The sequence below is a fragment of the Pseudomonas sp. RU47 genome, from assembly GCF_004011755.1.
In the GTDB taxonomy this organism is placed as follows: domain Bacteria; phylum Pseudomonadota; class Gammaproteobacteria; order Pseudomonadales; family Pseudomonadaceae; genus Aquipseudomonas.
Map to the genome: position 1 here is coordinate 6,074,316 of NZ_CP022411.1, position 25,790 is coordinate 6,100,105.

Sequence of the window (25,790 nt, forward strand, 5' to 3'; positions counted from 1 at the left end):
TGGGAGCGAGCCTGCTCGCGAAAGCTATCTATCAGGCGCTACGTTATTCAGCGCTTGGCGATGATATACACCGCATGCACGATCCCCGGAATATACCCGCACAACGTCAGCAGAATGTTCAACCAGAACGCCCCGCCAAACCCAACCTGCAGAAACACACCCAGTGGCGGCAACAGAATAGCGATGATGATGCGAATAAAATCCATGGGGCAACTCCTGAATGGGGGTTGGCTCACCTGAGCCATACAAGCTAATCGACCCGCGCCGTTCGTCAGGGTTCAGTGCAATAGCTGCCCACCGCCTTAAGCCAGAATTTTCAGCCCATGCTTCTGCACAATACTCAGCAGCTTGAGGGCCATCCCACTTGGATGTTTTTCTCCCGATTCCCACTGTTTAATCGTCGACGCACTGGTATTCAAATACCGTGCGAACACTGGCTGGCTGACATTATTGCGCTCGCGTAGCGCCTTGATCTGATCGGCCGGGATCGCTTCTGGAACCGTTGCCAGGCAAGACTCATCAAACTCCCGCATGGTTGCCTTGCTGATTGCTCCGACAGCCAGAAGAGCACTGGCTGACTCGTGTATCGATTCAAAAACTTCACTTTTGAATTTCTTACTCATGAAATATCTCCACAAACTCTTTCATCGCCAACAAATCCCGAATCTGCTCTTCAGTCAGTTGCGCGTACACCTTGGCTAACTTTCTTAAATCCTTCAGTTCTGTGTGAGTGATGTTGCTCTGATCTTTCTTTGCAAACAGCACTTGATAGATCCAATAGCGCCCTCCCTTCGCCAAAACAATTGAGCGATGACGGTTGGCGCTCAATCGTTTCTTCCAGACGCCACCACCAAGATCGTCAGCCTGACCTGCAAGCATCTGGCAAAACGCCTCCCGAAGCTCCTCGTCGCTGATCCATGCCTTGCCGGCTCGTATCGCAAAACCTTTGGTTTTGAACAGCCTGAATGACATCGGTATCCCTTCCCAAAAAACATACCACCCAGTGGTATAGATTACAAAGCCATCCGTCTCGAAAATATCGATCGGCCTTAACCCGCATTCCCTGCCGGCGCTTTCTAAAAAACCATTCGTACCACGAACACTCAAGGACTAATCGCCACCTGCAAAACCCGGCCACAAAAAAAACGCCCCACGCCAAAAGAATCAGGCGTGGGGCGTGCGTTATACCGCGAGACGGTTCTTGGAATCGGGTGGGAAACTTCAGTTCAGACGGCAATCCCCTTGCGGCATTGCAGTTGTGCGGTGCGCACTCGCGAGAAGGCGCGGCCCAGGCGCAGGAGCATTTCGTCGATGTTGGTTTTGCTCACGGTGAGCGCTGGGGTGAAGCGCAAGCAGTTGGCTTGCGGGGCGTTGAGCAGCAAGCCTTCGTGAAGGGCGGCGTGGACCACGGCCTCGGCGGAATCGTCTGACAGGGTCAATCCGTAGAACAGACCTTGACCGCGCAGTTCGCCGTGGTCGTAGCGGTGTGTCAATCGGGCCAGACCTTCACGCAGGTGCTGACCGTTATCGTTGATCTGCTGGAGGAAGCTGCGGTCGTGCACGCTGTCGAGCACTACCAGACCGGCCGCCGTCATCAATGCATTGCCGTGATGCGTGCCGCCGAGCTCGCCGGCCTCGAAACAACATGCTTTGCCCCGCGCCAACAATGCCGCCAACGGCACACCGCCGCCAAGCCCTTTACCGAGCACGACGATATCGCCGCGCACGCTGTAGGACTGTTCCGCGAGCAACGTGCCGCAGCGGCCGATGCCGGTTTGCACTTCGTCGAGGATCAGCAGAATGCCCAGTTCACGGCACAGACGCTCGACACCCTTGAGGTAATGCTCGGTGGCCGGGATTACACCGGCATCACTCTGGATCGGCTCCAGCATGATCGCCACGGTCTGCGCATCGACCGCCGCATGCAGCGCCGGTAAATCGTTGAACGGCACCAGATCAAAACCCGGCAGCAGCGGCGCGAAACGGTTGTGCAGGTTGCAGCTGTCCGAGGCGGAAATCGTCGCCAGACTACGGCCATGACACCCCTGCTTCGCAACGATGATCCGCGACGCGCCGCCGCGATGCAGTTGGCCCCACTTGCGCGCCAGTTTGATCGCCGCTTCACAGGCTTCGCTGCCGCTGTTGAGCAGGTAAGCCTGATCGCTGGAGGTCGCGGCGCACAGGCGTTCGGCGAGGCTGAGCATGCCGCGATTGTGTAGATTGAATCCGGGATTGATCAGCGCCTGCGCCTGACTGCTGATGGCTTTCACCAGCGCCGAAGGGCTGTGGCCGAGGCTGTTGGCGCCACCAGCTTGGGAAAAATCCAGGTAAGCGCGGTCGTTACTGTCCCATAGCCACGAACCCTGACCACGGATGAATACCTGTTGCGGCCGTCCGACGCTGGGCATCAGGCGCTCGGCGCTGAGATTTTCGTTATGGTCAGATGGATTGGCCTCGAAAGCGAGGTCATCAAGACTCGGCGTCTGACGCCGCAAACTGAACAGATTCATTGAAAAACACCTCGTTTCAGGTGTTTTGAACTGCCTATGCAAACACTGTCGAAGCGAACGCTATTCATCGCGTTTTCTGGCCCTGTAAGCCTTGTGAATACGGTTAGACTAGGCTCACTGACGCCCGCGGGCCATTTCGATTTCCCAGCATTTTCGATAAGCATTACTTATGGATTTCAAACAACTGCGTTATTTCGTCGCGGTCTACGAAGAAGGTCATGTTGGCCGCGCCGCTGAACGCCTGTCGATCTCGCAACCGGCACTGTCGCAGCAGATCCGCCAACTCGAGCAAAACCTCGACGTCACTCTGTTCGAACGCAGCAGCAAACGCCTGCTGCCAACTCTCGCCGCGCACACGCTGTACAACCATGCCTTGCCATTGCTTGATGGCTTGCAACGGGCGCGCGAGGCATTGGGCAACTTCAAGGGCCAGGCCTTGCGTACGCTGGCGATTGGCGTGCTGCAAACGGTTCACACCAGTCTGGTGCCGCAAATGCTCGAACGGGTGCGCAAGGCGCAACCGCATCTGGTGGTGCAAATTTACGAATTGACCGGACTTGAGATCGAGCGGCGACTGCTCAACGGTTCATTGGACATCGGCATCAGTTATCTGCCGCCACGCCAACCTGGGCTGCACGGCGTAATGCTCTACGAAGATGAACTGACGCTGGTGATCCCGGCGGATCATCCGTTGCGTGAATTCAAGAAAGTCTCGATGCGCCAAGCGGCAGAACTGCCCATGCTGCTGTTGGGCGAAGAGTTTCAGATCCGCCAGATCTGGCAGGCGCAACTGACCGCCCTGGGACGACGCCCGCAAGTGCAGGCCGAGCTGAACAATATGGTGGGGATTCTCGACAGTCTGCCGCACACCAGACTGGCGACGGTGCTGCCCGGGCGTTCGCAGAAGGAATACGACGATCAGGATCTGTTGTGGAAACCGCTGAGCGAACCGCGGGTACCGCTGAAAGTGGGCCTGGTCTGTCGCGATGTGCAGCGTCAGCAGGCGCCTTTGGCGCTGTTGCAGACATTGCTGGAGGAAGTGATGGCGCGTGAAGTGCGGCCAGAGAGAGATCCTTTGGTCTGAGCACTTTTCTGCAGGCAAAAGAAAACCCCGCCGAAGCGGGGCTTTGCAGACTGTTTCCCTGACATCCATTTCACTCCGCCACCCTGGCAGAATCCTACGTGTCCGTGTTGTTGCTTTGCGCTTCCTGCGCGACGTCCATGAAATGTAGATTAGCTGTGGATCCAATCCGCGCCTATGGGAGAACAGCAGCACGTCATGTAAGAGAATGCTTACATGACGCGATCACATCAGAATTGCGCCGCATCCAGCAGGAACAGCGACTCGCTACCCGCCTTGACCGACGCGCTCAGCGAGTGAATACGCGGCAGCAAACGGGCGAAATAGAAGCGCGCAGTGCCGAGCTTGCTGGCATAGAAATCGTCCTGCGCTTCTTTGCCCAGTGAGGCTTTGGCCATCAATGCCCACATGTAGGCGTAGGAAACGTATCCAAACGCTTGCAGATATTCGACCGAAGCCGCGCCGATTTCGTTCGGGTTGGTTTTCGCCCGATCCAGCAGCCACGAGGTCAGCTCGTCGAGGGTGCCGACGGCATCGTTCAGCGGTTTGGTGAATTCGCCCAGATCGGCACTGGCGGTAGCGGTGAAATGGCGGATCTCATCGGCGAACAGTTTGTAGAACGCGCCGCCGCTGCCGACGATCTTGCGCCCGACCAGGTCCAGTGCCTGAATGCCGTTGGTGCCTTCGTAGATTTGCGTGATGCGCACGTCACGCACCAGTTGTTCCTGACCCCACTCGCGGATGTAGCCGTGGCCGCCGAAAATCTGCTGGCCGTGCACGGTGGTTTCCAGACCCAGATCGGTAAGGAACGCTTTGGCCACCGGCGTCAGCAACGCAACCAGATCTTCCGCACGCTTACGGGTGGTGGCGTCTTCGCTGAACTTGGCAGTGTCGAGTTGCATCGCCACGTAAGTGGAGAACGCGCGTCCACCTTCGTTCGAGGCTTTCATGGTCAGCAGCATGCGACGCACGTCCGGGTGGACGATGATCGGGTCAGCGACTTTGTCTTTGTTCTGCGCGCCGGTTGGCGAACGGCTTTGCAGACGGTCGCGGGCGTATTCAACAGCGTTCTGATACGAACGCTCGCCAGTCGCCAAGCCTTGAATGCCGACGCCCAGACGCTCGTAATTCATCATGGTGAACATCGCGGCCAGGCCTTTGTTTGGCTCGCCGACCAGATAACCGACGGCTTCGTCGAAGTTCATCACGCAGGTCGCGGACGCCTGGATGCCCATTTTATGCTCGATCGAACCGCAGTTCGCCGGGTTGCGTGCGCCCAGGCTGCCGTCGGCATTGACCATGAACTTCGGAACCAGGAACAGCGAAATGCCTTTCGGGCCCGCCGGGGCATCTGGCAGTTTGGCCAGCACCAGGTGAATGATGTTTTCGGTGAGGTCGTGTTCGCCACCGGTGATGAAGATCTTGGTGCCGCTGACTTTGTAGGAACCGTCGGCCTGAGGCTCTGCTTTTGTACGAATGATCCCCAGATCGGTACCGGCGTGTGGCTCGGTCAGGCACATCGAACCGGCCCAGACGCCGGCGTACATGTTCGGCAGGTAGGCGGCTTTCAGCTCTTCGCTGGCGTGGGCGTTGATCGACAGGCAGGCGCCGGCGGTCAGCATCGGGTACAGACCGAACGACAGGCTGGCGGAGTTGACCATTTCTTCGACTTGCGCCGACACGGCTTTGGGCATGCCCATGCCGCCGTATTGCGGATCACCGCCAACGCCGACCCAGCCGCCTTCGGCATAAGTCTGATAAGCCTGTGGGAAACCGGCCGGGGTGGTGACGGCACCGTCGGCCCAGTGGCAGCCTTCTTCGTCAGCGGCACGGCTCAGTGGCGCGATGCTTTTGCTGGTGACCTTGCCGGCCTCTTCGAGAATGGCTTCAACAGTTTCGGCGTCGACGGTCTCGGCCAGTGCTGGCAATTCGGCCCAGAGTTTGGCGACCTCGAACACTTCATTGAGGACGAAGCGCATATCGCGCAGCGGCGCTTTGTAGTCAGCCATGGCAAACCTCGCAAGATCTAAACGGTGATTCGTGGAAGGGTGTTTTCGTTGAGCCGGAGTGTACCTCAACAACTTTTGCGACACATAGGGTCAACTGGTGACTGATTTGTTATTTTTAGTCATCACAAAAAGATCGCAGCCTGCGGCAGCCCCTACAGATAAAACTCGGTCCCATGTAGGAGCTGCCGAAGGCTCGGGCCGCGATCGGACGATCTTTTGATCTTGCTTAAAGCGCAAACATTTCCGCCGGCAACTTCATCAAACACTCACTCCCCGCCTCGATCGCCGCCCTATGCGCCGCCGTACGCGGCAACAAGCGCTTGAAGTAAAACTCGCTCGTCGCCAATTTGCCCCGCAGGTAATCCGCCTCACCCTCGCCCGCTTCCAATTGCGCCTGCGCCACCAACGCCATGCGCAACCACAGATAACCGAGAATGATGTAACCGCTGTACATCAGGTAATCCACCGACGCCGCGCCCACTTCATCCGGGTTCTTCATCGCCGCCATGCCGACCTTCATGGTCAGGTCGCCCCACTGCTGGTTCAACTCATTGAGTTGCGCAACGAAACTGCCCAGTTGCGGATGCTCGGCGTTGGCTGCGCAGAATTTGTGGACGATTTTGGTGAAGCCACGCAGCAACTTACCCTGACTGCCCAGCACCTTACGGCCCAGCAGATCCAGCGCCTGAATGCCGTTGGTGCCTTCGTAGATCGGTGCAATCCGACAGTCGCGAACCAACTGCTCCATGCCCCACTCGCGAATAAAACCGTGGCCACCAAACACCTGCATGCCGTGGTTAGTCACTTCCAGCCCGGTGTCGGTCATGAACGCCTTGCAGATCGGCGTGAGGAACGCCAACAGATCTTCCGCCTCCTGCCGTGCCTCGGCGTCGCTGCTCAGGTGCGCGACATCGAGCAACTGCGCGGTGAAGTAGGTCAGCGCGCGGTTGCCTTCGTTGAAAGCTTTCATGGTCAGCAACATGCGCCGCACGTCCGGGTGGACGATGATCGGATCCGCCACTTTGTCCGGGGCTTTGGCGCCAGTCAGCGAGCGCATCTGCAAGCGGTCGTTGGCGTATTTGATCGCGCCCTGAAAGCTCGCCTCGCCCAGACACAACCCCTGCATGCCGGTGCCGAGCCGCGCGTGGTTCATCATGGTGAACATGCAGTTCAGGCCCTTGTTCGGTTCGCCGATCAGGTAGCCCTTGGCGCCGTCGAAGTTCAACACGCAAGTGGCCGACGCCTTGATGCCCATCTTGTGTTCGATCGAACCGCAGGAAACGCCATTGCGCTCGCCTGCTTCGCCCGCCGCATCCGGCAAGAACTTCGGTACGATAAACAGCGAAATCCCTTTGGTCCCTGCCGGTGCGTCCGGCAGTTTCGCCAACACCAGATGGATGATGTTGTCGCTCATGTCGTGCTCGCCAGCAGAGATGAAAATCTTGCTGCCGGTGACCGCATAACTGCCGTCAGCCTGAGGCACGGCGCGGGTCTTGATGATGCCCAGGTCGGTGCCGCAGTGGGCTTCGGTCAGGCACATGGTGCCGGTCCATTGCCCGGCGGTGAGTTTGCTCAGGTAAGTTTCTTTTTGTTCGGCAGTGCCGTGGGCATGGATTGCCGACATCGCGCCGTGAGTCAGGCCCGGGTACATGCCCCAGGAGGTGTTGCTGGAGCCGACCATTTCGCTGATCACCAATCCCAGCGAACTCGGCAAGCCCTGGCCGCCGTAAACCGGATCTGCTGCCAGACCGTGCCAGCCGCCCTCGACGTATTGTGCGAAGGCTTGCTTGAAGCCTGTAGGCGTTGTCACCACACCATTGTCGAAATGGCAGCCCTCTTCGTCACCGCTGCGATTGAGCGGCGCCAGAACGTTCTCGCAGAACTTCGCGCCCTCTTCGAGAATCGCGTTGATCATGTCCGGGCTGGCGTCGTGCGCGCCGAGGGTGGCGTAATTGGCGTGGAAGTCGAAGACGTGGTCGATCAGAAAGCGCATGTCGCGCAGGGGAGCTTTGTACTCAGGCATGGTGGCTTCTCCGTCAGCAGATTTCCTCAACCTACTGCCGGCCACCACGCCCCACAATCATTGTGCAGACGCTGAATGCGCCGTCATCACTCAACCTGCGGCCGTGTCCATGCGCACCGCGCCGCGGCGGTTTTGTCCGTATGCCATCACGCAATTACGCCCCGCACCTTTTGCGGCATAGAGCGCCTCGTCGGCAGACTTCAGCACTTGTTCCGGGTTGCGCTGTTCCACTCGTTCGGCGACGCCGATGCTCACCGTCACCGATACGCTGGAGGCACCCGAGCCGGCCCGGCGCTGACGACCTTGCTGATCATCCTGCGGACGGTTTTCCTGATTGCGCAGTTGAATGCTGTAGGACGCAATCGACTCGCGGATCACCTCAAGATGCGGCATGCACTCTTCAAGGGTTTTGCCTGCGAACACCAGAGCAAATTCCTCACCACCGTAGCGATACGCCCTACCGCCACCGCTGATTTTCGACAGCTTGCTGGCGACCAGACGCAGTACCTGGTCACCGACATCGTGACCGTGGGTGTCGTTGAATTTCTTGAAGTGATCGACGTCGCTCATCGCCAGCACGTAGTTGCGGCCAAGGCGCTGCATGCGTTCGTTGAGTGCGCGACGGCCCGGCAGACCGGTGAGTTCGTCACGGAAGGCCATTTGATAAGCCTCGTGCGCCACCGCAGCGGCAATCATCAACATCACCTGACTGCACATGATGTTGAGGGTAAACGGCAGGATGAAGGTTTTCGGCAGCATCCAGAACACGCCGAGCAAGCCGACCAGTTGCGCCGCATGCAGCGGGCGCGGATTGCGCCAGTATTGCCAGGCGAGCAACAGGAATGCCGAGATAAACACCGGATAGGACAGCTGGATCAGGCTCATCCATGCGCCATGCAGCGCCGGCCAGCGGATCTCCGACAGCCAGATCAGCAAAGCCTGGGGATAACTTTGCTCAAGGCCCAACGCCACACTGCCAAAGGCCAGCAACACGGCGAACCGCGCGACCATGTCCTGGAACAGATGTGTTCGTTCCTGCCAGGCGGCGAACAAGCCGAATAACAACGGCAGCAATAAACAGACGAGGTGGAAGACCACCGCAGCGTCTTCGCGGACCTTGCCGTTGTCGCGGTAATAGTCGGTCTGGGTATCGAGGAGAAAGTAGGCGATGTACACCGTGAGCATCAGAAACAGCTCGCGCTGACGGCGGTAAACCGCGCAATAAGCACCACCCAACAACAGCACCAACGTCGGCAACACATTGAACAGCGAAGTGAAGAACACGTTGAGGTCTTTGACGTACGCAGCCGCCAACCCCGCGAGTAACAACAGCAGTGAAGGTAGGAAATGGCTGAAACGTACAGCGGAAGAACGCGGCAAGGGTAAAGCTCCGACCCGTCATATCAAAGAGATGGCATTGTGCCTGCAAAGTGCAGCCAAGCCCACACAATGTGATCCAGATCACACACTGTCTCTTTAACGGCCGGTAGCCCGACTATCTGAACTGTTCACCAACAAAAAAACCGCTACCCCCTAACGGGAGCAGCGGTTTTCAGGAGACTGCGTTAAGGCTTAGTAGCCCAGCGCGAAGTCTTCTTCTTTCATGTCCATCAGGTTGTTGGCGCCCGACAGCATGGTGGCCACGTGCGTACGGGTACGCGGCAGGATGCGCTGGAAGTAGAAGCGCGCGGTTTGCAGCTTGGCGGTGTAGAACGCCGCGTCGCCGCTGCCTTCTGCCAGCTTTTCAGCGGCCAGACGCGCCATGTCGGCCCAGAAGTAAGCCAGGCAGGCATAACCGGAGTACATCAGGTAGTCCACGGAGGCCGCGCCGACTTCTTCGCGATCTTTCATGGCGGCCATACCGACCTTCATGGTCAGCTCGCCCCATTCCTTGTTGATTGCAGCCAGCGGTGCGACGAATTCTGCAACGGCTTCGTTGCCTTCGTTGTTCTGGCAGAACTTGTGGACGATCTTGGTGAAGCCTTTCAGAGCTTCGCCTTGAGTCATCAGCACTTTACGGCCGAGCAGGTCGAGCGCCTGGATACCGGTGGTGCCTTCGTACAGCATCGAAATGCGGCTGTCGCGAACGTTCTGCTCCATGCCCCACTCGGCGATGAAGCCGTGGCCGCCGTAGATCTGTACGCCGTGGTTAGCGGACTCGAAACCGACTTCGGTCATGAACGCCTTGGCGATCGGGGTCATGAAGGCCAGCAGTGCGTCGGCTTTCTTCTTCTCTTCTTCATCGACACCGTATTTGACGATGTCGACCTGTTTGGCGGTGAAGTACACCATCGCGCGATTGCCTTCGGCGAAAGCCTTCATGGTCAACAGCATGCGGCGTACGTCAGGGTGCACGATGATCGGGTCAGCGGCTTTGTCCGGCGCTTTCGGGCCAGTCAGCGAGCGCATTTGCAGACGATCGCGAGCGTATTTCAAGCCGCCCTGGAAACCGATTTCGGCGTGGGCCAGACCTTGCAGTGCGGTACCCAGACGTGCGGTGTTCATAAAGGTGAACATGCAGTTCAGGCCTTTGTTCGCCGGGCCGATCAGGAAACCAGTGGCGCCGTCGAAGTTCATCACGCAAGTGGCGTTGCCGTGGATGCCCATCTTGTGTTCCAGCGAACCGCAGCTCACTGCGTTGCGCTCACCGACAGTGCCATCGGCATTCGGCATGAACTTTGGAACGATGAACAGCGAGATGCCTTTGGTGCCAGCCGGTGCGTCCGGCAGGCGGGCCAGTACGATGTGGACGATGTTGTCGGCCATGTCGTGTTCGCCGGCCGAGATGAAGATCTTGGTGCCGGAGACTTTGTAAGAACCATCAGCCTGAGGTTCGGCCTTGGTGCGCAGCATGCCCAGGTCGGTGCCGCAGTGCGGCTCGGTCAGGCACATGGTGCCGGTCCATTCGCCGGAAACCAGTTTGGTCAGATAGGCTTCTTGCTGCTCTGGGGTGCCGTGCTCGGAGATGGTGTTCATCGCGCCGTGCGACAGGCCTGGGTACATGCCCCACGACCAGTTGGCTTCGCCAACCATTTCACTCACTGCCAGACCCAGCGACTCCGGCAGGCCTTGGCCGCCGTGCTCAACGTCGTGGGCGAGGCTTGGCCAGCCGCCTTCGACGAATTGCTTGTAAGCCTCTTTGAAGCCAGTCGGGGTTTTCACGCCGGACTCGCTCCAGGTGCAACCTTCGAGGTCGCCCACGCGGTTCAGCGGTGCCAGTACCTGCTCACAAAACTTGGCGCCTTCTTCGAGAATGGCGTCAACCATGTCCGGAGTTGCGTCTGCGCAAGCCGGAAGGCTCTGATAGTGCGCTTCGTAGCCGAGCAGTTCGTCACGAACGAAGCGAATATCACGCAAGGGGGCCTTGTAGTCAGGCATAGCGATAAACCTCTGCTGATGTAACCGGGAATGAACGACCGTGTTGATTTGTTGTGACGGTCAAACAGTTGTTTGAAACATACGTTTACGCCGAATTCTTGTCAAGCATCGATCTTTTGCCGTTCGTCATCGCACCTTTCAAACGCCGGGCACAGCAAACCGCCATGCGTTCGAATGAGCCACGGGCGCTGAAAAAAGATTAGTTGAGGGAGAAGGACTTACAACAAAAAACGCCGCGACAAGGCGCGGCGTTCAGCATGCAGACGGGAAAAAATCAGGCAAACGTATCGATGATGGTACCGAGCATTTCGTCGGACGCCTTGGCAACCTTAACACCCAGCTCTGCCTGGATCTTGCCTTGGGACATCTCGACCATATTGCTGGCCAGATCCGATTGCTGGGCACGATCCACGCCGCGCAGACGATCAACCTGCACTTGCGAAGACTGGCTGGTCACCGAACGTTCAATCGTATTATTGGCAATCTGGCTGGCAGCCTGATCGACGCGGTTCTGCCCGCTCTGAATCGAGCTCAGGCCTGCATAAAAAGCTGTGTTACCGGAGATTTCCATAACGGTTCTCATCCTTGGGAAGGATCAATGGCTGCCATTGAAGCAGAGGCGCCAGAAAAACACCCGTCAAAAACACTAATGGCACAGTGCCTGCCCATAGAGAAAAGCTTAGTCGAGCAAATCCAGTTGCAGATGAGCCGCCACCGCTTCCGCACTCAACGCCTTGAGTTTCGGCACTCGACCCAAACAGGGCGCTGGGATCCGCTCAGCCAATGTCGCCAGATTCTCCTCCAGCCGCGACGTCTTCGGATCAATGATATTCGCCACCCACCCTGCCAATTGCAGCCCATCGCGAGCAATCGCCTCGGCTGTCAGCAAAGCATGACTGATGCAACCCAGCCGCACGCCCACCACCAGAATCACCGGCAACCTCAGCGCAATCGCCAGATCCGACAAATTATCCTGATCCGCCAACGGCACCCGCCAACCACCCGCGCCTTCGATCAGAGTGAAATCGGCATTCATCGCCAGAATCTCACGCATCGGCGCCAGCAGCGATTGCACGGTCAACGCGACACCCGCTTCACGCGCCGCCAGATGCGGAGCAATGGCCGGCTCGAACGCCACAGGATTGACCTGTTGATAACTCAGCGGCAACGAACACTCGGCCAACAGCGCCAGCGCGTCGGCATTGCGCAGTCCTTTCGGCGTCACTTCGCACCCGGACGCCACCGGTTTTCCCGCCGCCGTACTCAACCCCGCCGAACGCGCCGCGTGCAGCAACCCGGCGGCAACGGTGGTCTTGCCGACGTCTGTGTCGGTTCCGGTGATGAAATAGGCTGCGCTCATACGGGTTTCTCCAACACGGCGTAGACCACCTGATAAGTCGCCGGCAATCCCGACGCCTCACGGAATTGCTCGTAAGCGTCGACCAGCCCGAGAATCCGCGCGCGGCCGGTCAAACCGCCCGGCCGCCCAGGATTCAGATTGTGCGCACCCAACGCTTTCAGTTCGTGGGTCAGACTGCGCACATCCGGGTAGTGCAACACGTGAGGCTGATTCTCCAGACTCAACGTGCGCAAGCCACTGGCCGCAGACAATTGCTCATACCGGACGAACTCGCGGAAGCGATTGACGTGCACCAGCCCGTCGACCTGCCGCCAACTGTCGCGCAACTCAAACAACGTCCCTGCACAAAGACTAGCAAACGCAAAAATCCCACCCGGTTTCAGCACGCGAAAAGCTTCGCTGAGCACTGCATCGAAGTCCGCGCACCACTGCACGGCGAGGCTGGAGAAAATCAGGTCGCAGGTCGAATCCTGCAGCGGCAGCCGCTCCGCATCGCCGGCGATGAAATGCTCGGCACCGCCCAATGGCCGCGCGTGATTGAGCATGCCCTCGGCGATATCCAGCGCCAGACCGTGGCCCTCGGCAAACCGCGAAGCCAGCGCGCGAGTGAAATAACCCGTGCCACAGCCCAGATCCAGCCAACGCGCAGGCACAAATTCCTCGGGCAATCGCTGCAGCAACTGTGTACCGACATCACGTTGCAACTCGGCGACGCTGTCGTAACTGGCCGCCGCACGAGAGAAAGAGGCCGCGACCTGGCGTTTGTCAGGCAAGCCGCCAGGCAGCACAAGAGACAAATCAGTCATCACCGCACTCGTGTAGAAAAGCCTGGATAGCACCCGCCAGTCCGTGGGGGTCTTCCAGAAGAAACGCATGACAGGCCTGTTCAATCAGACCTATTTCGATATCCGGCAACAGCGCGAATAACGCCCCCGCCGCTTCGGCAGGCACCAGCTCATCGTGCCCGGCAAAAAGATGAAACTGTGGGCCACGAAACGCTAGCAACGCTTCACGGGTGTCCAGTTGCGCGAGCAGTTCCAGTCCTGCCATCAACGCGCCGGGCGCCGTCTGCGGTGCGCCGCCGAGCATCAGCCGCGACAAGCCGCGCGGATCTTGCGCACCTTGAGCACACAGCAACGAGAAACGCTTGAGAGTCATCCGCGGATCGGCCTGGCAACCGGCAAGGAACGCATCGAAGGTCTCGCCGGGCATCGCATTCGGCCATTGTTCATGAGCAACAAAAGAAGGATTGCTCGCCAGCGTCAGCAAGCCGCAGCAATGTTCACCCCGACGTGCGGCCAATTCGGACGCAAGCATGCCGCCCAGCGACCAGCCACCGAGCCACACGTCGTGGGGAATACGTTCATCGAGTTCGTCGAGCCAGTCTTGCGGATCGCTGGAATCCAACTGCGGCAGCGGCTCGATTTCCACTTTCAGATGTTCGTCGAGCCCCTGCAACGCCGCAGCCAGAGGCTCCATCGGCGACACACCGAGGCCCCAGCCGGGCAGCAGAATCAGGCGATCACGCATGGCTTGGCTCCGACGACAGTTGGGCAAAGCAATCGGCCAGTCCCTGTAACAATAGCTGCACCTGCGCCTCGCTGTGCGCGGCGGTCAGGGTCACGCGCAAGCGAGCGCTGCCGGCCGGCACGGTTGGCGGGCGGATGGCGGTGACCATCAAACCGCGCTCGCGCAACATCTGCGACAACCGCACCGCGCGCCCGGCATCGCCAATCATGATCGGCTGGATCGGCGTGAAGCTGTCCATCAACTCCAGGCCAATCTGCTCGGCGCCATGGCGGAACTGACGGATCAGCGTTTGCAGATGTTCTCGACGCCAATGTTCAGTGCGCAGCAGCTCCAGGCTTTTCAGCGTCGCGCAGGCCAGCGCTGGTGGTTGGCTGGTGGTGTAAATGTACGGGCGGGCAAACTGGATCAGGCTTTCGATCAGCTCTTCACTGCCGGCGACGAAAGCGCCAGCGGTGCCGAAGGCTTTACCGAGGGTGCCGACCAGCACCGGCACATCCTCCTGACTCAAACCGAAGTGCTCGACGATGCCACCACCGTTGGCACCCAACGGCCCGAAACCGTGAGCGTCATCGACCATCAACCACGCGCCTTTGGCCTTGGCTTCGCGGGCGAGTGCCGGCAAGTCGGCAAGGTCGCCGTCCATGCTGAACACACCGTCGGTGACTACCAATGTGTTGCCGGTGGCTTTCTCCAGGCGTTTGGCCAGACTCACCGGGTCGTTGTGCAGATAGCGATTGAAACGCGCGCCGGACAACAGACCCGCATCCAGTAACGACGCGTGATTGAGCCGATCTTCCAGCACCGTATCGCCCTGCCCGACCAGCGCCGTGACGGCGCCGAGATTGGCCATGTAACCGGTGGTGAACAGCAGCGCACGCGGACGCCCGGTGAGGTCAGCCAATGCTTCTTCCAGTGCGTGATGCGGGCCGCTGTGGCCGATCACCAGATGCGAGGCACCGCCTCCAACGCCCCAGCGTTCAGCACCGGCGCGCCAGGCTTCGATCACTTGCGGGTGATTGGCCAGACCGAGGTAATCGTTGTTGCAGAACGCGAGCAGCGGTTTGCCGTCGACCACCACTTCCGGCCCCTGCGGGGACTCGAGCAGCGGTCGCTGGCGATAGAGGTTTTCGGCACGACGGGCAGCAAGGCGTGCGGCGAGATCGAAAGACATGCAGGCCTCGACTTTCAAGTGACACAGATCCCATGTGGGAGCGAGCCTGCTCGCGAATAGGCCTTCACATCCAACATCAATGTCGACTGAGGCACCGCTTTCGCGAGCAGGCTCGCTCCCACAGGGGTTTTGCATTCCTTCAGAGGAATCCGGCCGCTTTCAGACGGCGGCGTTGTAGAACTGCTCGCTGCTCTTCTGCTCCACCAGCGCCTGCTCGATCGCGGCCTGGTGAACCTCGTCGGCATGCTCCTCTCGGGCCTCTGGCTGGATGCCCAGACGCGCAAACAACTGCATGTCCTTGTCCGCCTGCGGGTTGGCCGTGGTCAGCAACTTGTCGCCGTAGAAAATCGAGTTGGCGCCGGCAAAGAATGCGAGAGCCTGCATCTGCTCGTTCATCGCTTCGCGGCCAGCGGACAAGCGCACGTGGGACTGCGGCATGAGGATCCGCGCAACGGCGAGCATACGAATGAAGTCGAACGGGTCGATGTCTTCGGCGTTTTCCAGCGGCGTGCCGGCGACTTTCACCAGCATGTTGATCGGCACCGACTCCGGATGCTCCGGCAGGTTGGCCAACTGGATCAGCAGATTGGCGCGGTCGTCCAGCGACTCGCCCATGCCGAGAATGCCGCCGGAACAGATCTTCATCCCGGATTCACGCACGTAAGCCAGCGTTTGCAGGCGCTCGCTGTAAGTGCGGGTGGTGATGATGCTGCCGTAGAACTCTGGCGACGTATCAAGGTTGTGGTTGTAGTAATCGAGGCCGGCCTTGGCCAGCGCTTCGGTCTGATCCTGATCGAGACGCCCCAGGGTCATGCAGGTTTCCAGGCCCATCGCTTTCACGCCTTCGACCATTTTCAGCACGTACGGCATGTCTTTGGCCGACGGGTGCTTCCACGCCGCCCCCATGCAGAAACGCGTCGAACCGATGGCCTTGGCGCGTGCCGCCTCTTCGAGGACCTTCTGCACTTCCATCAGCTTTTCTTTTTCAAGGCCGGTGTTGTAGTGACCGGACTGCGGGCAGTACTTGCAGTCTTCCGGGCAGGCGCCAGTCTTGATCGACAGCAGGGTCGAGACCTGCACGCGGTTAGCGTTGAAATGTGCGCGGTGCACCGTTTGCGCCTGGAACAGCAAGTCGTTGAATGGCTGTACGAAGAGTGCTTTGACTTCGGCCAGAGACCAGTCGTGACGCAGGGTGGCGGTAGTGCTCGCGCTCATGGGTAGTTCCTTGGTTATGCTTGGCTGGCGGCTGCGGGAACGGAATACCCACAGGCGCGACACGGATGTTCGGCATATTTAAGGAAGAGTCATGCGCTGTCAACCACGATACGAAGGACAGGTTTACATCTGTTTAAATAATGTACAGACCTGCTTGCTATGCGATGAGCCGGCAGAAGCAGAAATGCCAATCTGCGTGGCTTGCGAAACCGATCTGCCGTGGCTGGGAGATCACTGCATCACCTGTGCGCTGCCGCTGGCGGCGGCGGACATGACCTGTGGTGAATGCCTGCTAGAGCCTCCGGCATTCGAACAGGTCGTTGTGCCGTGGACGTATGGCTTCCCGGTGGACAGCTTGATTACGCGCTTTAAACACAACGCGAAATGGCCGTTTGGCCACCTGCTCGCCGACGTTCTCGGGCAATGCCTGCAACATCGCTTCGATGAGGGTTTGCCCAGACCGGATGTGTTGTTGCCGGTGCCGCTGGCGGGTAAACGTCTGCGCCAACGGGGGTTCAACCAAGCGGCGATGCTGGCGCGCTGGTTGAGTCAGACGCTGGATCTGCCGTGCGAAGAACAGGTTCTGCGCCGAATCAAGGAGACCGGTGCCCAGCAGGATCTTGATGCCAAGGCGCGTAAACATAATTTGCGCAATGCCTTCGGCCTCGTGCCGGATGCGCATGTAAAAGACCGGCATTTGGCGTTGATTGATGATGTGCTGACCACTGGCGCGACCGCACAGGCTCTGGCCCGGCTGCTGATGAACGCGGGCGCGGCGCGGGTCGATGTCTACTGTCTGGCGCGCACGCCAAAACCCGGAAGCTGAAGCCAACACCATTCCCTGTGGGAGCGAGCTTGCTCGCGAAGGGGCCAGCACATTCAAAATCAATGTTGACTGAGACGCCGCTTTCGCGAGCAAGCTCGCTCCCACAGGGTTCTGTGTCAGGCTTGACTCTCGCGTCGCTAGCGGCCAACTTCCTCCCCCACCGCCACAGCAAAAAAGCACCTATCCATGTCCATGCCTTCCCTGTTGTCCCAGCACATCGTCCACCGTCCGCAGCGCATCGCTCTGCTGCAACACATCGCCGAACAAGGCTCGATCACCCGCGCCGCAAAAAGCGCCGGACTGAGTTACAAAGCGGCGTGGGATGCCATCGATGAGCTGAACAACCTCGCGCAGAAACCGCTGGTCGAGCGTGCCGTCGGCGGCAAGGGTGGTGGCGGCGCGAAACTCTCCAGCGAAGGCGAGCGCGTTTTGCGTCTGTACCAAAAATTGCAGGCCTTGCAGGCGCAGGTGCTGGAGGCAGCGGAAGATGCCAGCGACCTCGACCTGCTCGGTCGCTTGATGCTCAGAACCAGCGCGCGCAATCAGTTGCACGGCAAAGTCGTGGCAATCGCAGCGCAGGGCCGCAATGACCTGATCCGCCTCGAACTGGCCGAAGGGCTGTGCCTCGACGCGCAGATCACCCACGACAGCACCGTGCATCTGGAGCTGCAAGCCGGCACCGAAGTGGTGGCGCTGATCAAGGCCGGCTGGCTGGAATTGCTCGGACACGGGCAACCTGCAACGTCTGGTCACAATCTTCTGAAGGGCACCATCGAAGCGATTCTCGACGCCGAGGACGGCCCGAGCGAAGTACGGATTACCCTGCCCAACGGCCATACACTCTGCGCCCTGGCTGAGCCGCTCGACTTGCGCACGCGCGGATTGAGTGTGGAACAACCGGTGCAGGTGCAGTTTTCGCCGTCCAACGTGCTGATCGGCACGCCGCTGTAATCCGGCGCTGCAACGAAAGCGTCATCGACGCTCATTAAGGTAGCTGCCAAAACCAAGCAGGGAGCCTGATGTGAGCCTATTAGAAGAAAACCAATCCACTGACCTGGAAAAAATGGTCGGCCTCAGCCGTCGCGGTTTCATCGGCGCCGGCGCACTGTGCGGCGCGGCAATGTTCCTCGGCGGTAGTCTGTTGAGCCGCAGCGCGCTGGCCACCGGCGTCAGCGCCGGCAATAGCCGCTTGCTCGGTTTCGAGAGCATTCCCGCCGCGACCACCGACGTCATCACATTGCCCAAAGGCTACAAGTCTTCGGTGCTGATCAGTTGGGGGCAGCCCCTGCAAAAGAACGGCCCGGCGTTCGACCCGAGCGGCAACGGCACCGCCGCCGCACAGGAAGTGCAGTTCGGCGACAACAACGACGGCATGAGCCTGTTCGCCTTCCCCGACGACCGCAACCGTGCGTTGATGGCGATCAACAACGAATACACCAACTACCGCTACCTCTACCCGCACGGCGGCATGCCGCAATCGGCCGAAGACGTGCGCAAGGCACTGGCCTGCGAAGGCGTGTCGGTGATTGAAGTGCAGCGCAAAAACGGTCAGTGGCAGTTCGTTCAGGGTTCGCGCTACAACCGGCGCATTCACGGCAACTCGCCGCTGCGCATCAGCGGCCCGGCGGCCGGTCACGATCTGATGAAGACCGCTGCCGACAAGCACGGTAAAAAAGTCCTCGGCACGTTCCAGAACTGCGCCAACGGTAAAACGCCGTGGGGCACTTACCTGACCTGTGAAGAAAACTTCACCGACTGCTTCGGCAGCAGCAACGCCCAGCAGCAGTTCGACCCGGCGCAAAAGCGCTACGGCGTCTCGGTCGCCAGCCGCGAGATCAACTGGCACCCGTACGATCCGCGCTTCGACATGGCGAAAAACCCCAACGAACTCAACCGTCACGGCTGGGTGGTCGAGATCGATCCGTTCGATCCGCAATCGACCCCGGTCAAACGCACCGCGCTGGGCCGCTTCAAGCATGAAAACGCCGCACTGGCCGAGACCGATGATGGTCGCGCCGTGGTGTACATGGGCGACGACGAGCGTGGCGAATTCATCTACAAATTCGTCAGCCGCGACCGCATCAACCACCGCAACGCCAAGGCTAACCGCGACATCCTCGACCACGGCACCCTGTACGTGGCGAAATTCGACAACGGCGACAGCAACCCCGATCACCCGAAAGGCCAAGGCCAGTGGATCGAGCTGACTCACGGCAAAAACGGTATCGACGCCAGCAGCGGTTTTGCCGATCAGGCCGAAGTGGTGATCCACGCACGCCTTGCCGCCAGCGTGGTTGGCGCAACGCGCATGGACCGTCCGGAATGGATCGTCGTCAGTCCCAAGGACGGCCAGGTCTATTGCACCCTGACCAACAACGCCAAGCGCGGCGAAGACGGCCAGCCGGTGGGCGGGCCGAACCCGCGTGAGAAGAACGTTTACGGGCAGATCCTGCGCTGGCGCACCGACCGTGACGATCACGCGTCGAAGACATTTGCCTGGGACCTGTTTGTGGTCGCTGGCAACCCGGGCGTGCACGCCGGGACGCCGAAGGGTGGCTCGAAGAACATCACCCCGCAGAACATGTTCAACAGCCCGGATGGCTTGGGCTTCGACAAGGCTGGGCGTTTGTGGATTCTCACTGATGGTGATTCGAGCAACGCCGGCGACTTTGCCGGGATGGGCAACAACCAGATGCTCTGTGCCGATCCCAAGACCGGTGAGATTCGCCGCTTCATGGTCGGGCCGATTGGCTGTGAAGTCACTGGGATCAGCTTCTCGCCGGATCAGAAAACCCTGTTTGTCGGGATTCAGCATCCGGGGGAGAACGGGGGTTCGACCTTCCCTGAGCATCTGCCGAATGGCAAGCCACGGTCGTCGGTGATGGCGATTACCCGTGAGGACGGTGGAATCGTCGGCGCCTGACGGACCCTCATCGCGAGCAGGCGAAGGCCTACATTTGGAATGCGTGCGTTCCCCTGTAGGCCTTCGCCTGCTCGCGATGGCGTCAGCACAGACACCAACCAACTCCCCCGCTGCCATCTGCGCTACCATGCTGGGCCGGACGCGGCAGCCTGCTGCGCGCAGGAGTCAGCATGGCCCACCCGTTTGAAACCCTCACACCCGACCTCGTGCTCGATGCCGTTGAAAGCATTGGCTTCCTCAGTGATGCGCGCATTCTGGCGCTCAACAGCTACGAAAACCGCGTCTATCAGGTCGGCATCGAAGACTCCGAACCGCTGATCGCCAAGTTCTACCGTCCGCAGCGCTGGACCAACGAAGCCATCCTCGAAGAGCACAAGTTCACCTTCGAACTGGCCGACGTTGAAATCCCGGTCGTGGCGCCGCTGATCCACAACGGCGAAACCCTGCACGAGCATGCCGGTTTCCGCTTCACGTTGTTTCCGCGTCGCGGCGGCCGGGCGCCGGAGCCGGGCAATCTTGACCAGCTGTATCGCCTCGGCCAGTTGCTCGGGCGGATTCACGCGGTCGGCGCGACCAAGCCGTTTGAACACCGCGAAGCTCTCGCTGTGCAGAACTTCGGCCACGCCTCACTGAACACCTTGCTCGAAGGCAATTTCATTCCGAAAAGCCTGCTGCCGGCCTACGAGTCCGTCGCCCGCGACCTGCTTAAACGCGTGGAAGATGCCTACGCCAACACACCGCACCAGAACATACGCATGCACGGCGATTGCCACCCCGGCAACATGATGTGCCGTGACGAGATGTTCCACATCGTCGACCTCGACGACTGTCGCATGGGCCCTGCGGTGCAGGACATCTGGATGATGCTCGCCGGTGATCGTCAGGAATGCCTGGGGCAGTTGTCGGAATTGATGGATGGCTACAACGAGTTCCACGATTTCGACCCGCGTGAGCTGGCGCTGATCGAACCGCTGCGCGCCCTGCGCCTGATGCACTACAGCGCCTGGCTGGCGCGGCGCTGGGATGATCCGGCGTTCCCGCACAGCTTTCCGTGGTTCGGCACCGAGCGTTATTGGGGCGATCAGGTGTTGGCGTTGCGTGAGCAACTGTCCGCGCTTAACGAAGAACCACTGAAACTCTTCTGACCCAAACCTGAACCCTGTGGGAGCGAGCTTGCTCGCGAAGGCGTCATGTCAGTCAGCATAATGTTGAATGTCAGTCCGTATTCGCGAGCAAGCTCGCTCCCACAGGGGTTGTGTGTTCACACATTTCTGACCAATCAGCTACGGCACTCGCCGACAAACCTCCTTACAATCCCTCCTTTGTTAGCTGCCTAAGCAAGGACTCTGCATGCAAGCCGCCAACCCGCGTCGCGGGTACATTCTGGGCCTGAGTGCCTACATTATCTGGGGCCTGTTCCCGATCTACTTCAAAGCCATTGCCGAAGTGCCGGCCGTCGAAATCATCATCCATCGGGTGCTGTGGTCGGCACTGTTCGGCGCGCTGTTGCTGATGGTGTGGAAACACCCGGGCTGGTTGCGCGAGTTGCTCGACAATCCCAAGCGACTGGCGATTCTGGCCTTGAGCGGAACGCTGATCGCGGCCAACTGGCTGACCTACGTGTGGTCGGTAAACAACGGGCGCATGCTCGAAGCGAGCCTCGGTTACTACATCAACCCCTTGGTAAACGTGCTGTTGGGCATGTTGATTCTCGGCGAACGCTTGCGCCGGATGCAGTGGCTCGCGGTCGGTCTGGCGGCGGTCGGTGTCGCGCAACAGGTGTGGCAGGTCGGCAGTCTGCCGTGGGTTTCGCTGGTGCTGGCGTTGACGTTTGGCTTCTACGGCTTGATCCGCAAACAGGCACCGGTCAAGGCGTTGCCGGGGTTGGTGGTGGAAACCTGGATGCTGGTACCGATCGCGATTGCCTGGCTGCTTTTCAACCAGACCGCGACCAGTGCGCAACCTGAGTTCTGGACTACGTCCCAAGCCTGGTGGCTGGTGGCGGCGGGTCCGGTCACATTGGTGCCGCTGGTGTGCTTCAACGCCGCCACCCGCCATTTGCCGTACACCACGATCGGCTTCCTGCAATACCTCGCCCCGACCCTGGTGCTGTTGCAAGCGGTACTGTTGTTCGGTGAGCACTTGTCGTCGAGCACGCTGGTCGCGTTTATCTTCATCTGGGCCGGTCTGGCCGTTTACAGCGTTGATGCGTGGATAAGTCTGCGCCGGCGCAGCTGATCAAAAAACGCACAAACCCTCACAGGCCACGGTTCTCGTGGCCTGTATCGTTCCTTCCCAAGGTTATCCACAGCGTGATCCCCGCCGTTTGTGCGCAAGTCACTGAATGTTGGCGGTTTTTTGATCAACTCCCGCAAAGCCACGGCGGGTGTGGCGTTGACGACAGTCTCTACAGGTTATCCACAGGCAGGTGCACGTTTAAACTGGATAACCTGATCGGTGCTTAAACGTCTGTGCGTAACACCAGTTCCACCATCAGATCGTCAGCCAGGGTTTCCAGACGCGACTGCAAGACGTCGAGCGACAAGGTCAGCGGTACCGCGAGAATCGCCTCAGCATGGAACAGCGGCTCACTGCTCATCGGCGCCGGACGCACTTCCGTGACCAGCCTTTCCAGGTTTACACCCTGCTCGCTCAACAACCGGGTGATGTCGCGCACAATCCCCGGCCGATCATTGCCCACCAACTCCATGGCGATCGGTTTCCAGGTACAGGATTGTTCGATACCACTTTCGGCAATCAGCACGCGGATCCCATGCACCGTCAGTGCTTGTAGGGAATCGACTAATTCGTCGTAAGCCTCTGCCGGCACGCCCACCCGAAGAATCCCGGCGAACTGCCCGGCCATCCTCGACATGCGGCTTTCCAGCCAGTTACCGCCATGCTCGGCGATGCATTGGGCGATGCGCTCGACCTGTCCGGGCTTGTCCGGGGCGAAAACAGTGAGTACGAGATGGTCCATGGCGCAGCCCTCTTGTCATGACTTTTGTTATGGAAGAGCAAGTATAGGCAAGGGATGGTCAGCCGCCTCAGACGCGCGAAACGACAAATCGTGTACAACTTTTTATATTTAACTGGAACAATCCAGCTGTTTTTTGAGAACATCCCGTTCCGCGACGTGACTGCAATGCGTCATGAGGTCGCAGAACGACGTTATTAGTCTGATTTTCACAAGCGCAACTCATCATGTAGTATGCCGCAGCGCGCACTACATAACGCTGGATAGATGTCTGCCCAAGGCACGTACGCAACCCTGAAAGCCCTGTCAGCAAGGCCCCCCAGCCGTTGATTGGTCCCAGCCCAGCCGCCAGCAATGGCATGTACTGGTCGGCAGGTTTGTGGTTTAAATGGCCAGAGGCTTCATTGTCAAAATTGAAGAGCTGAAAAGCGAAATAGCTGAGCAGAGTGAGGCAAGCAATGACTGAACACGTTCAAGTCGGTGGCCTGCAGGTCGCCAAAGTCCTGTTCGACTTCGTGAACAACGAAGCCATTCCCGGTACCGGCCTCACCGCCGAAAAATTCTGGGAAGGTGCCGACAAGGTCATTCATGACCTGGCGCCGAAGAACAAAGCCCTACTCGCCAAACGCGATGACTTCCAGGCCCGCATTGATGCCTGGCACCAGGAACGCAACGGTCAGGCGCACGACGCCGTGGCCTATAAAGCCTTCCTGCAAGAAATCGGTTATCTGCTGCCAGAAGCGGCTGATTTCCAGGCAACGACACAAAACGTCGATGATGAAATCGCCCGTACCGCCGGCCCGCAACTTGTTGTGCCGGTGATGAACGCCCGCTTCGCTCTCAATGCCTCGAACGCCCGCTGGGGTTCGCTGTATGACGCCCTTTACGGCACCGACGCGATCAGCGAAGAAGGTGGCGCGGAAAAAGGCAAAGGCTACAACAAGGTGCGTGGCGACAAAGTCATCGCCTTCGCCCGTGCGTTCCTCGATGAAGCTGCGCCATTGGCGGCTGGCTCTCACGTCGATTCGACCGCCTACAAAATCGCTGACGGCAAACTGCTGGTCACCCTCAAGGGCGGCAGCAACACTGGCCTGCGCGATGACGCACAACTGATCGGTTTCCAGGGCGACGCCAACGCGCCAATCGCCATTCTGCTGAAACACAACGGTCTGCACTTCGAAATCCAGGTTGACGCCACCACTCCGGTTGGCCAGACCGACGCCGCCGGCGTCAAAGACATTCTGATGGAAGCGGCGCTGACCACCATCATGGACTGCGAAGACTCCGTGGCTGCCGTCGATGCCGACGACAAAGTGGTGATCTACCGCAACTGGCTCGGGCTGATGAAGGGCGACCTGGCGGAATCCGTGTCCAAGGGCGGCCAGACCTTCACCCGCACCATGAACCCGGATCGCACCTACACCGCGCCGAACGGCGGTGAAGTGACCCTGCACGGCCGTTCGCTGTTGTTCGTGCGCAACGTGGGTCACCTGATGACCATCGACGCGATCCTCGACAAAGACGGTAACGAAGTGCCGGAAGGCATCCTCGACGGTCTGGTCACTTGCCTCGCGGCGATGCACAACCTCAATGGCAACACTTCGCGCCGCAACACTCGCACCGGTTCCGTGTACATCGTTAAACCGAAGATGCACGGCCCGGAAGAAGCGGCGTTCACCAACGAGCTGTTCGGCCGCATCGAAGACGTGCTGGGCCTTTCGCGCAACACCCTGAAAGTCGGGATCATGGACGAGGAGCGCCGCACCACGGTCAACCTCAAGGCCTGCATCAAGGCTGCCAGTGAGCGCGTGGTGTTCATCAACACCGGTTTCCTCGACCGCACCGGCGACGAAATCCACACCTCCATGGAAGCCGGCCCGGTTGTGCGCAAGGCTGACATGAAGGCTGAGAAGTGGATCGGCGCGTACGAAAACTGGAACGTCGATATCGGTCTGAGCACCGGCCTGCAAGGTCGTGCGCAAATCGGTAAAGGCATGTGGGCGATGCCGGATCTGATGGCGGCGATGCTTGAGCAGAAAATCGCCCACCCATTGGCCGGCGCCAACACCGCTTGGGTACCGTCGCCGACCGCCGCTGCACTGCACGCGCTGCATTATCACAAGGTTGATGTGTTCGCCCGTCAGGCCGAACTGGCCAAACGTGCTCGCGCTTCGGTAGACGACATCCTGACCATCCCGTTGGCGGTCAATCCGAACTGGACGCCAGAGCAGATCAAGAACGAACTGGACAACAATGCCCAGGGCATTCTCGGTTACGTGGTGCGTTGGATCGACCAGGGCGTGGGTTGCTCGAAAGTACCGGACATCAATGACGTCGGCCTGATGGAAGACCGTGCCACGCTGCGCATCTCCAGCCAGCACATCGCCAACTGGCTGCGCCACGGCGTGGTCACTGAGGCGCAAGTGATGGAAAGCCTCAAGCGCATGGCGCCGGTGGTGGATCGTCAGAACGCCAACGACCCGCTGTACCGTCCGCTGGCACCGAACTTCGACAGCAACATCGCCTTCCAGGCGGCAGTCGAACTGGTGATCGAGGGCACCAAACAGCCGAACGGCTACACCGAGCCGGTGCTGCACCGTCGTCGTCGCGAGTTCAAGAAGGCCAACGGCCTGTAACTTGCGCTGAATGCCGGACATGAAAAAGCCCTGATCGAAAGATCAGGGCTTTTTTGTTTGTGTGGTGTGGGCTGGTATTTGTGGAGGGCTTGAGATCGATCCCCCTCACCCCAGCCCTCTCCCCCAAGGGGGCGAGGGGGAAGGGAGCAGA

At 59.6% G+C, this 25,790-nt stretch carries 22 protein-coding genes; 7 read left to right on the forward strand and 15 right to left on the reverse strand.

Features of this window, described 5'->3' with window-relative positions; all coding sequences use genetic code 11:
* Positions 1 to 47: 47 nt before the first annotated feature.
* The 4 genes from CCX46_RS27845 to CCX46_RS27860 all read right to left on the reverse strand — a co-directional run bounded on the left by CCX46_RS27845 (position 48) and on the right by CCX46_RS27860 (position 2,510).
* Positions 48 to 206, reverse strand: a complete 159-nt coding sequence (locus CCX46_RS27845) for a YqaE/Pmp3 family membrane protein (protein WP_003228885.1) — start codon at positions 204 to 206, stop codon at positions 48 to 50.
* Between the two features lie 96 nt (positions 207 to 302).
* Positions 303 to 623 carry a helix-turn-helix domain-containing protein gene (locus tag CCX46_RS27850; protein ID WP_127930012.1) on the reverse strand — a complete coding sequence of 107 codons (321 nt, stop codon included), beginning with the start codon at positions 621 to 623 and terminating at the stop codon, positions 303 to 305.
* Positions 616 to 972, reverse strand: coding sequence for a type II toxin-antitoxin system RelE/ParE family toxin (locus tag CCX46_RS27855; RefSeq protein ID WP_127930463.1), 357 nt, complete (start codon positions 970 to 972; stop codon positions 616 to 618). The genes CCX46_RS27850 and CCX46_RS27855 overlap by 8 nt, the downstream gene beginning before the upstream one ends.
* 254 nt (positions 973 to 1,226) lie before the next feature.
* Positions 1,227 to 2,510: an aspartate aminotransferase family protein gene (locus CCX46_RS27860; RefSeq protein WP_127930013.1), complete on the reverse strand. Its 1,284-nt coding sequence runs from the start codon at positions 2,508 to 2,510 to the stop codon at positions 1,227 to 1,229.
* A 169-nt stretch (positions 2,511 to 2,679) separates the two neighbouring features.
* On the opposite strand from CCX46_RS27860, the gene CCX46_RS27865 reads away from it, so the two are divergent.
* Positions 2,680 to 3,594 (forward strand): LysR family transcriptional regulator, encoded by a 915-nt coding sequence (locus CCX46_RS27865; protein ID WP_127930014.1) that lies wholly within the window; start codon positions 2,680 to 2,682, stop codon positions 3,592 to 3,594.
* A gap of 227 nt (positions 3,595 to 3,821) precedes the next feature.
* Here CCX46_RS27865 and CCX46_RS27870 read toward each other — a convergent pair whose 3' ends face one another.
* From CCX46_RS27870 to bioB, 10 genes are all read right to left on the reverse strand, one after another.
* Complete coding sequence (locus tag CCX46_RS27870) at positions 3,822 to 5,600, reverse strand: acyl-CoA dehydrogenase C-terminal domain-containing protein (protein ID WP_127930015.1); 1,779 nt, start codon at positions 5,598 to 5,600, stop codon at positions 3,822 to 3,824.
* 226 nt (positions 5,601 to 5,826) lie between these two features.
* A complete protein-coding gene (locus CCX46_RS27875; RefSeq protein ID WP_127930016.1) occupies positions 5,827 to 7,623 on the reverse strand; it encodes an acyl-CoA dehydrogenase C-terminal domain-containing protein in 1,797 nt (598 codons plus the stop codon).
* A 90-nt stretch (positions 7,624 to 7,713) separates the two neighbouring features.
* A complete protein-coding gene (locus CCX46_RS27880) occupies positions 7,714 to 9,003 on the reverse strand; it encodes a GGDEF domain-containing protein (RefSeq protein ID WP_127930017.1) in 1,290 nt (429 codons plus the stop codon).
* A gap of 192 nt (positions 9,004 to 9,195) precedes the next feature.
* A complete protein-coding gene (locus CCX46_RS27885; RefSeq protein WP_127930018.1) occupies positions 9,196 to 11,001 on the reverse strand; it encodes a phenylacyl-CoA dehydrogenase in 1,806 nt (601 codons plus the stop codon).
* A 274-nt stretch (positions 11,002 to 11,275) separates the two neighbouring features.
* On the reverse strand, positions 11,276 to 11,572 hold the full coding sequence (locus tag CCX46_RS27890; protein ID WP_127930019.1) for a pyrroloquinoline quinone biosynthesis protein PqqE: 297 nt from the start codon (positions 11,570 to 11,572) through the stop codon (positions 11,276 to 11,278).
* Positions 11,573 to 11,680: 108 nt separating this feature from the next.
* A complete protein-coding gene (gene bioD, locus CCX46_RS27895) occupies positions 11,681 to 12,361 on the reverse strand; it encodes a dethiobiotin synthase (protein ID WP_127930020.1) in 681 nt (226 codons plus the stop codon).
* Positions 12,358 to 13,167, reverse strand: a complete 810-nt coding sequence (bioC, locus tag CCX46_RS27900; protein WP_127930021.1) for a malonyl-ACP O-methyltransferase BioC — start codon at positions 13,165 to 13,167, stop codon at positions 12,358 to 12,360. Before bioC ends, bioD begins: the two co-directional genes overlap by 4 nt.
* Positions 13,160 to 13,891: an alpha/beta fold hydrolase gene (locus CCX46_RS27905; RefSeq protein ID WP_127930022.1), complete on the reverse strand. Its 732-nt coding sequence runs from the start codon at positions 13,889 to 13,891 to the stop codon at positions 13,160 to 13,162. Before CCX46_RS27905 ends, bioC begins: the two co-directional genes overlap by 8 nt.
* On the reverse strand, positions 13,884 to 15,062 hold the full coding sequence (bioF, locus tag CCX46_RS27910) for an 8-amino-7-oxononanoate synthase (RefSeq protein ID WP_127930023.1): 1,179 nt from the start codon (positions 15,060 to 15,062) through the stop codon (positions 13,884 to 13,886). The genes CCX46_RS27905 and bioF overlap by 8 nt, the downstream gene beginning before the upstream one ends.
* Before the next feature lie 159 nt (positions 15,063 to 15,221).
* Positions 15,222 to 16,277, reverse strand: coding sequence for a biotin synthase BioB (gene bioB, locus CCX46_RS27915; RefSeq protein ID WP_064388191.1), 1,056 nt, complete (start codon positions 16,275 to 16,277; stop codon positions 15,222 to 15,224).
* Between the two features lie 91 nt (positions 16,278 to 16,368).
* On the opposite strand from bioB, the gene CCX46_RS27920 reads away from it, so the two are divergent.
* From CCX46_RS27920 to rarD, 5 genes are all read left to right on the forward strand, one after another.
* Complete coding sequence (locus CCX46_RS27920; RefSeq protein WP_127930024.1) at positions 16,369 to 17,103, forward strand: ComF family protein; 735 nt, start codon at positions 16,369 to 16,371, stop codon at positions 17,101 to 17,103.
* A gap of 186 nt (positions 17,104 to 17,289) precedes the next feature.
* Positions 17,290 to 18,054, forward strand: a complete 765-nt coding sequence (locus CCX46_RS27925; protein ID WP_127930025.1) for a TOBE domain-containing protein — start codon at positions 17,290 to 17,292, stop codon at positions 18,052 to 18,054.
* A gap of 70 nt (positions 18,055 to 18,124) precedes the next feature.
* Positions 18,125 to 20,026, forward strand: a complete 1,902-nt coding sequence (locus CCX46_RS27930) for a PhoX family protein (protein ID WP_127930026.1) — start codon at positions 18,125 to 18,127, stop codon at positions 20,024 to 20,026.
* A gap of 170 nt (positions 20,027 to 20,196) precedes the next feature.
* Positions 20,197 to 21,171 carry a serine/threonine protein kinase gene (locus CCX46_RS27935; RefSeq protein ID WP_016983182.1) on the forward strand — a complete coding sequence of 325 codons (975 nt, stop codon included), beginning with the start codon at positions 20,197 to 20,199 and terminating at the stop codon, positions 21,169 to 21,171.
* A gap of 205 nt (positions 21,172 to 21,376) precedes the next feature.
* Positions 21,377 to 22,264: an EamA family transporter RarD gene (gene rarD / locus CCX46_RS27940; protein WP_127930027.1), complete on the forward strand. Its 888-nt coding sequence runs from the start codon at positions 21,377 to 21,379 to the stop codon at positions 22,262 to 22,264.
* A 223-nt stretch (positions 22,265 to 22,487) separates the two neighbouring features.
* Here the strand turns inward: rarD and CCX46_RS27945 are convergent, their stop codons facing one another.
* Positions 22,488 to 23,006 (reverse strand): glycine cleavage system protein R, encoded by a 519-nt coding sequence (locus tag CCX46_RS27945; RefSeq protein WP_127930028.1) that lies wholly within the window; start codon positions 23,004 to 23,006, stop codon positions 22,488 to 22,490.
* Positions 23,007 to 23,461: 455 nt separating this feature from the next.
* Between CCX46_RS27945 and CCX46_RS27950 the strand changes: the two genes are divergently transcribed.
* Positions 23,462 to 25,639 carry a malate synthase G gene (locus CCX46_RS27950; RefSeq protein ID WP_127930029.1) on the forward strand — a complete coding sequence of 726 codons (2,178 nt, stop codon included), beginning with the start codon at positions 23,462 to 23,464 and terminating at the stop codon, positions 25,637 to 25,639.
* Positions 25,640 to 25,790: the final 151 nt, after the last annotated feature.

What these genes read in the sequence shown, in the direction of transcription:
- CCX46_RS27845 (WP_003228885.1), bottom strand. Translation starts at nt 206, where the DNA reads ATGGATTTTATTCGCATCATCATCGCTATTCTGTTGCCGCCACTGGGT.
- CCX46_RS27850 (WP_127930012.1), bottom strand. Translation starts at nt 623, where the DNA reads ATGAGTAAGAAATTCAAAAGTGAAGTTTTTGAATCGATACACGAGTCA.
- CCX46_RS27855 (WP_127930463.1), bottom strand. Translation starts at nt 972, where the DNA reads ATGTCATTCAGGCTGTTCAAAACCAAAGGTTTTGCGATACGAGCCGGC.
- CCX46_RS27860 (WP_127930013.1), bottom strand. Translation starts at nt 2,510, where the DNA reads ATGAATCTGTTCAGTTTGCGGCGTCAGACGCCGAGTCTTGATGACCTC.
- CCX46_RS27865 (WP_127930014.1), top strand. Translation starts at nt 2,680, where the DNA reads ATGGATTTCAAACAACTGCGTTATTTCGTCGCGGTCTACGAAGAAGGT.
- CCX46_RS27870 (WP_127930015.1), bottom strand. Translation starts at nt 5,600, where the DNA reads ATGGCTGACTACAAAGCGCCGCTGCGCGATATGCGCTTCGTCCTCAAT.
- CCX46_RS27875 (WP_127930016.1), bottom strand. Translation starts at nt 7,623, where the DNA reads ATGCCTGAGTACAAAGCTCCCCTGCGCGACATGCGCTTTCTGATCGAC.
- CCX46_RS27885 (WP_127930018.1), bottom strand. Translation starts at nt 11,001, where the DNA reads ATGCCTGACTACAAGGCCCCCTTGCGTGATATTCGCTTCGTTCGTGAC.
- CCX46_RS27890 (WP_127930019.1), bottom strand. Translation starts at nt 11,572, where the DNA reads ATGGAAATCTCCGGTAACACAGCTTTTTATGCAGGCCTGAGCTCGATT.
- bioD (WP_127930020.1), bottom strand. Translation starts at nt 12,361, where the DNA reads ATGAGCGCAGCCTATTTCATCACCGGAACCGACACAGACGTCGGCAAG.
- bioC (WP_127930021.1), bottom strand. Translation starts at nt 13,167, where the DNA reads ATGACTGATTTGTCTCTTGTGCTGCCTGGCGGCTTGCCTGACAAACGC.
- CCX46_RS27905 (WP_127930022.1), bottom strand. Translation starts at nt 13,891, where the DNA reads ATGCGTGATCGCCTGATTCTGCTGCCCGGCTGGGGCCTCGGTGTGTCG.
- bioF (WP_127930023.1), bottom strand. Translation starts at nt 15,062, where the DNA reads ATGTCTTTCGATCTCGCCGCACGCCTTGCTGCCCGTCGTGCCGAAAAC.
- bioB (WP_064388191.1), bottom strand. Translation starts at nt 16,277, where the DNA reads ATGAGCGCGAGCACTACCGCCACCCTGCGTCACGACTGGTCTCTGGCC.
- CCX46_RS27920 (WP_127930024.1), top strand. Translation starts at nt 16,369, where the DNA reads ATGCGCTGTCAACCACGATACGAAGGACAGGTTTACATCTGTTTAAAT.
- CCX46_RS27925 (WP_127930025.1), top strand. Translation starts at nt 17,290, where the DNA reads ATGTCCATGCCTTCCCTGTTGTCCCAGCACATCGTCCACCGTCCGCAG.
- CCX46_RS27935 (WP_016983182.1), top strand. Translation starts at nt 20,197, where the DNA reads ATGGCCCACCCGTTTGAAACCCTCACACCCGACCTCGTGCTCGATGCC.
- rarD (WP_127930027.1), top strand. Translation starts at nt 21,377, where the DNA reads ATGCAAGCCGCCAACCCGCGTCGCGGGTACATTCTGGGCCTGAGTGCC.
- CCX46_RS27945 (WP_127930028.1), bottom strand. Translation starts at nt 23,006, where the DNA reads ATGGACCATCTCGTACTCACTGTTTTCGCCCCGGACAAGCCCGGACAG.
- CCX46_RS27950 (WP_127930029.1), top strand. Translation starts at nt 23,462, where the DNA reads ATGACTGAACACGTTCAAGTCGGTGGCCTGCAGGTCGCCAAAGTCCTG.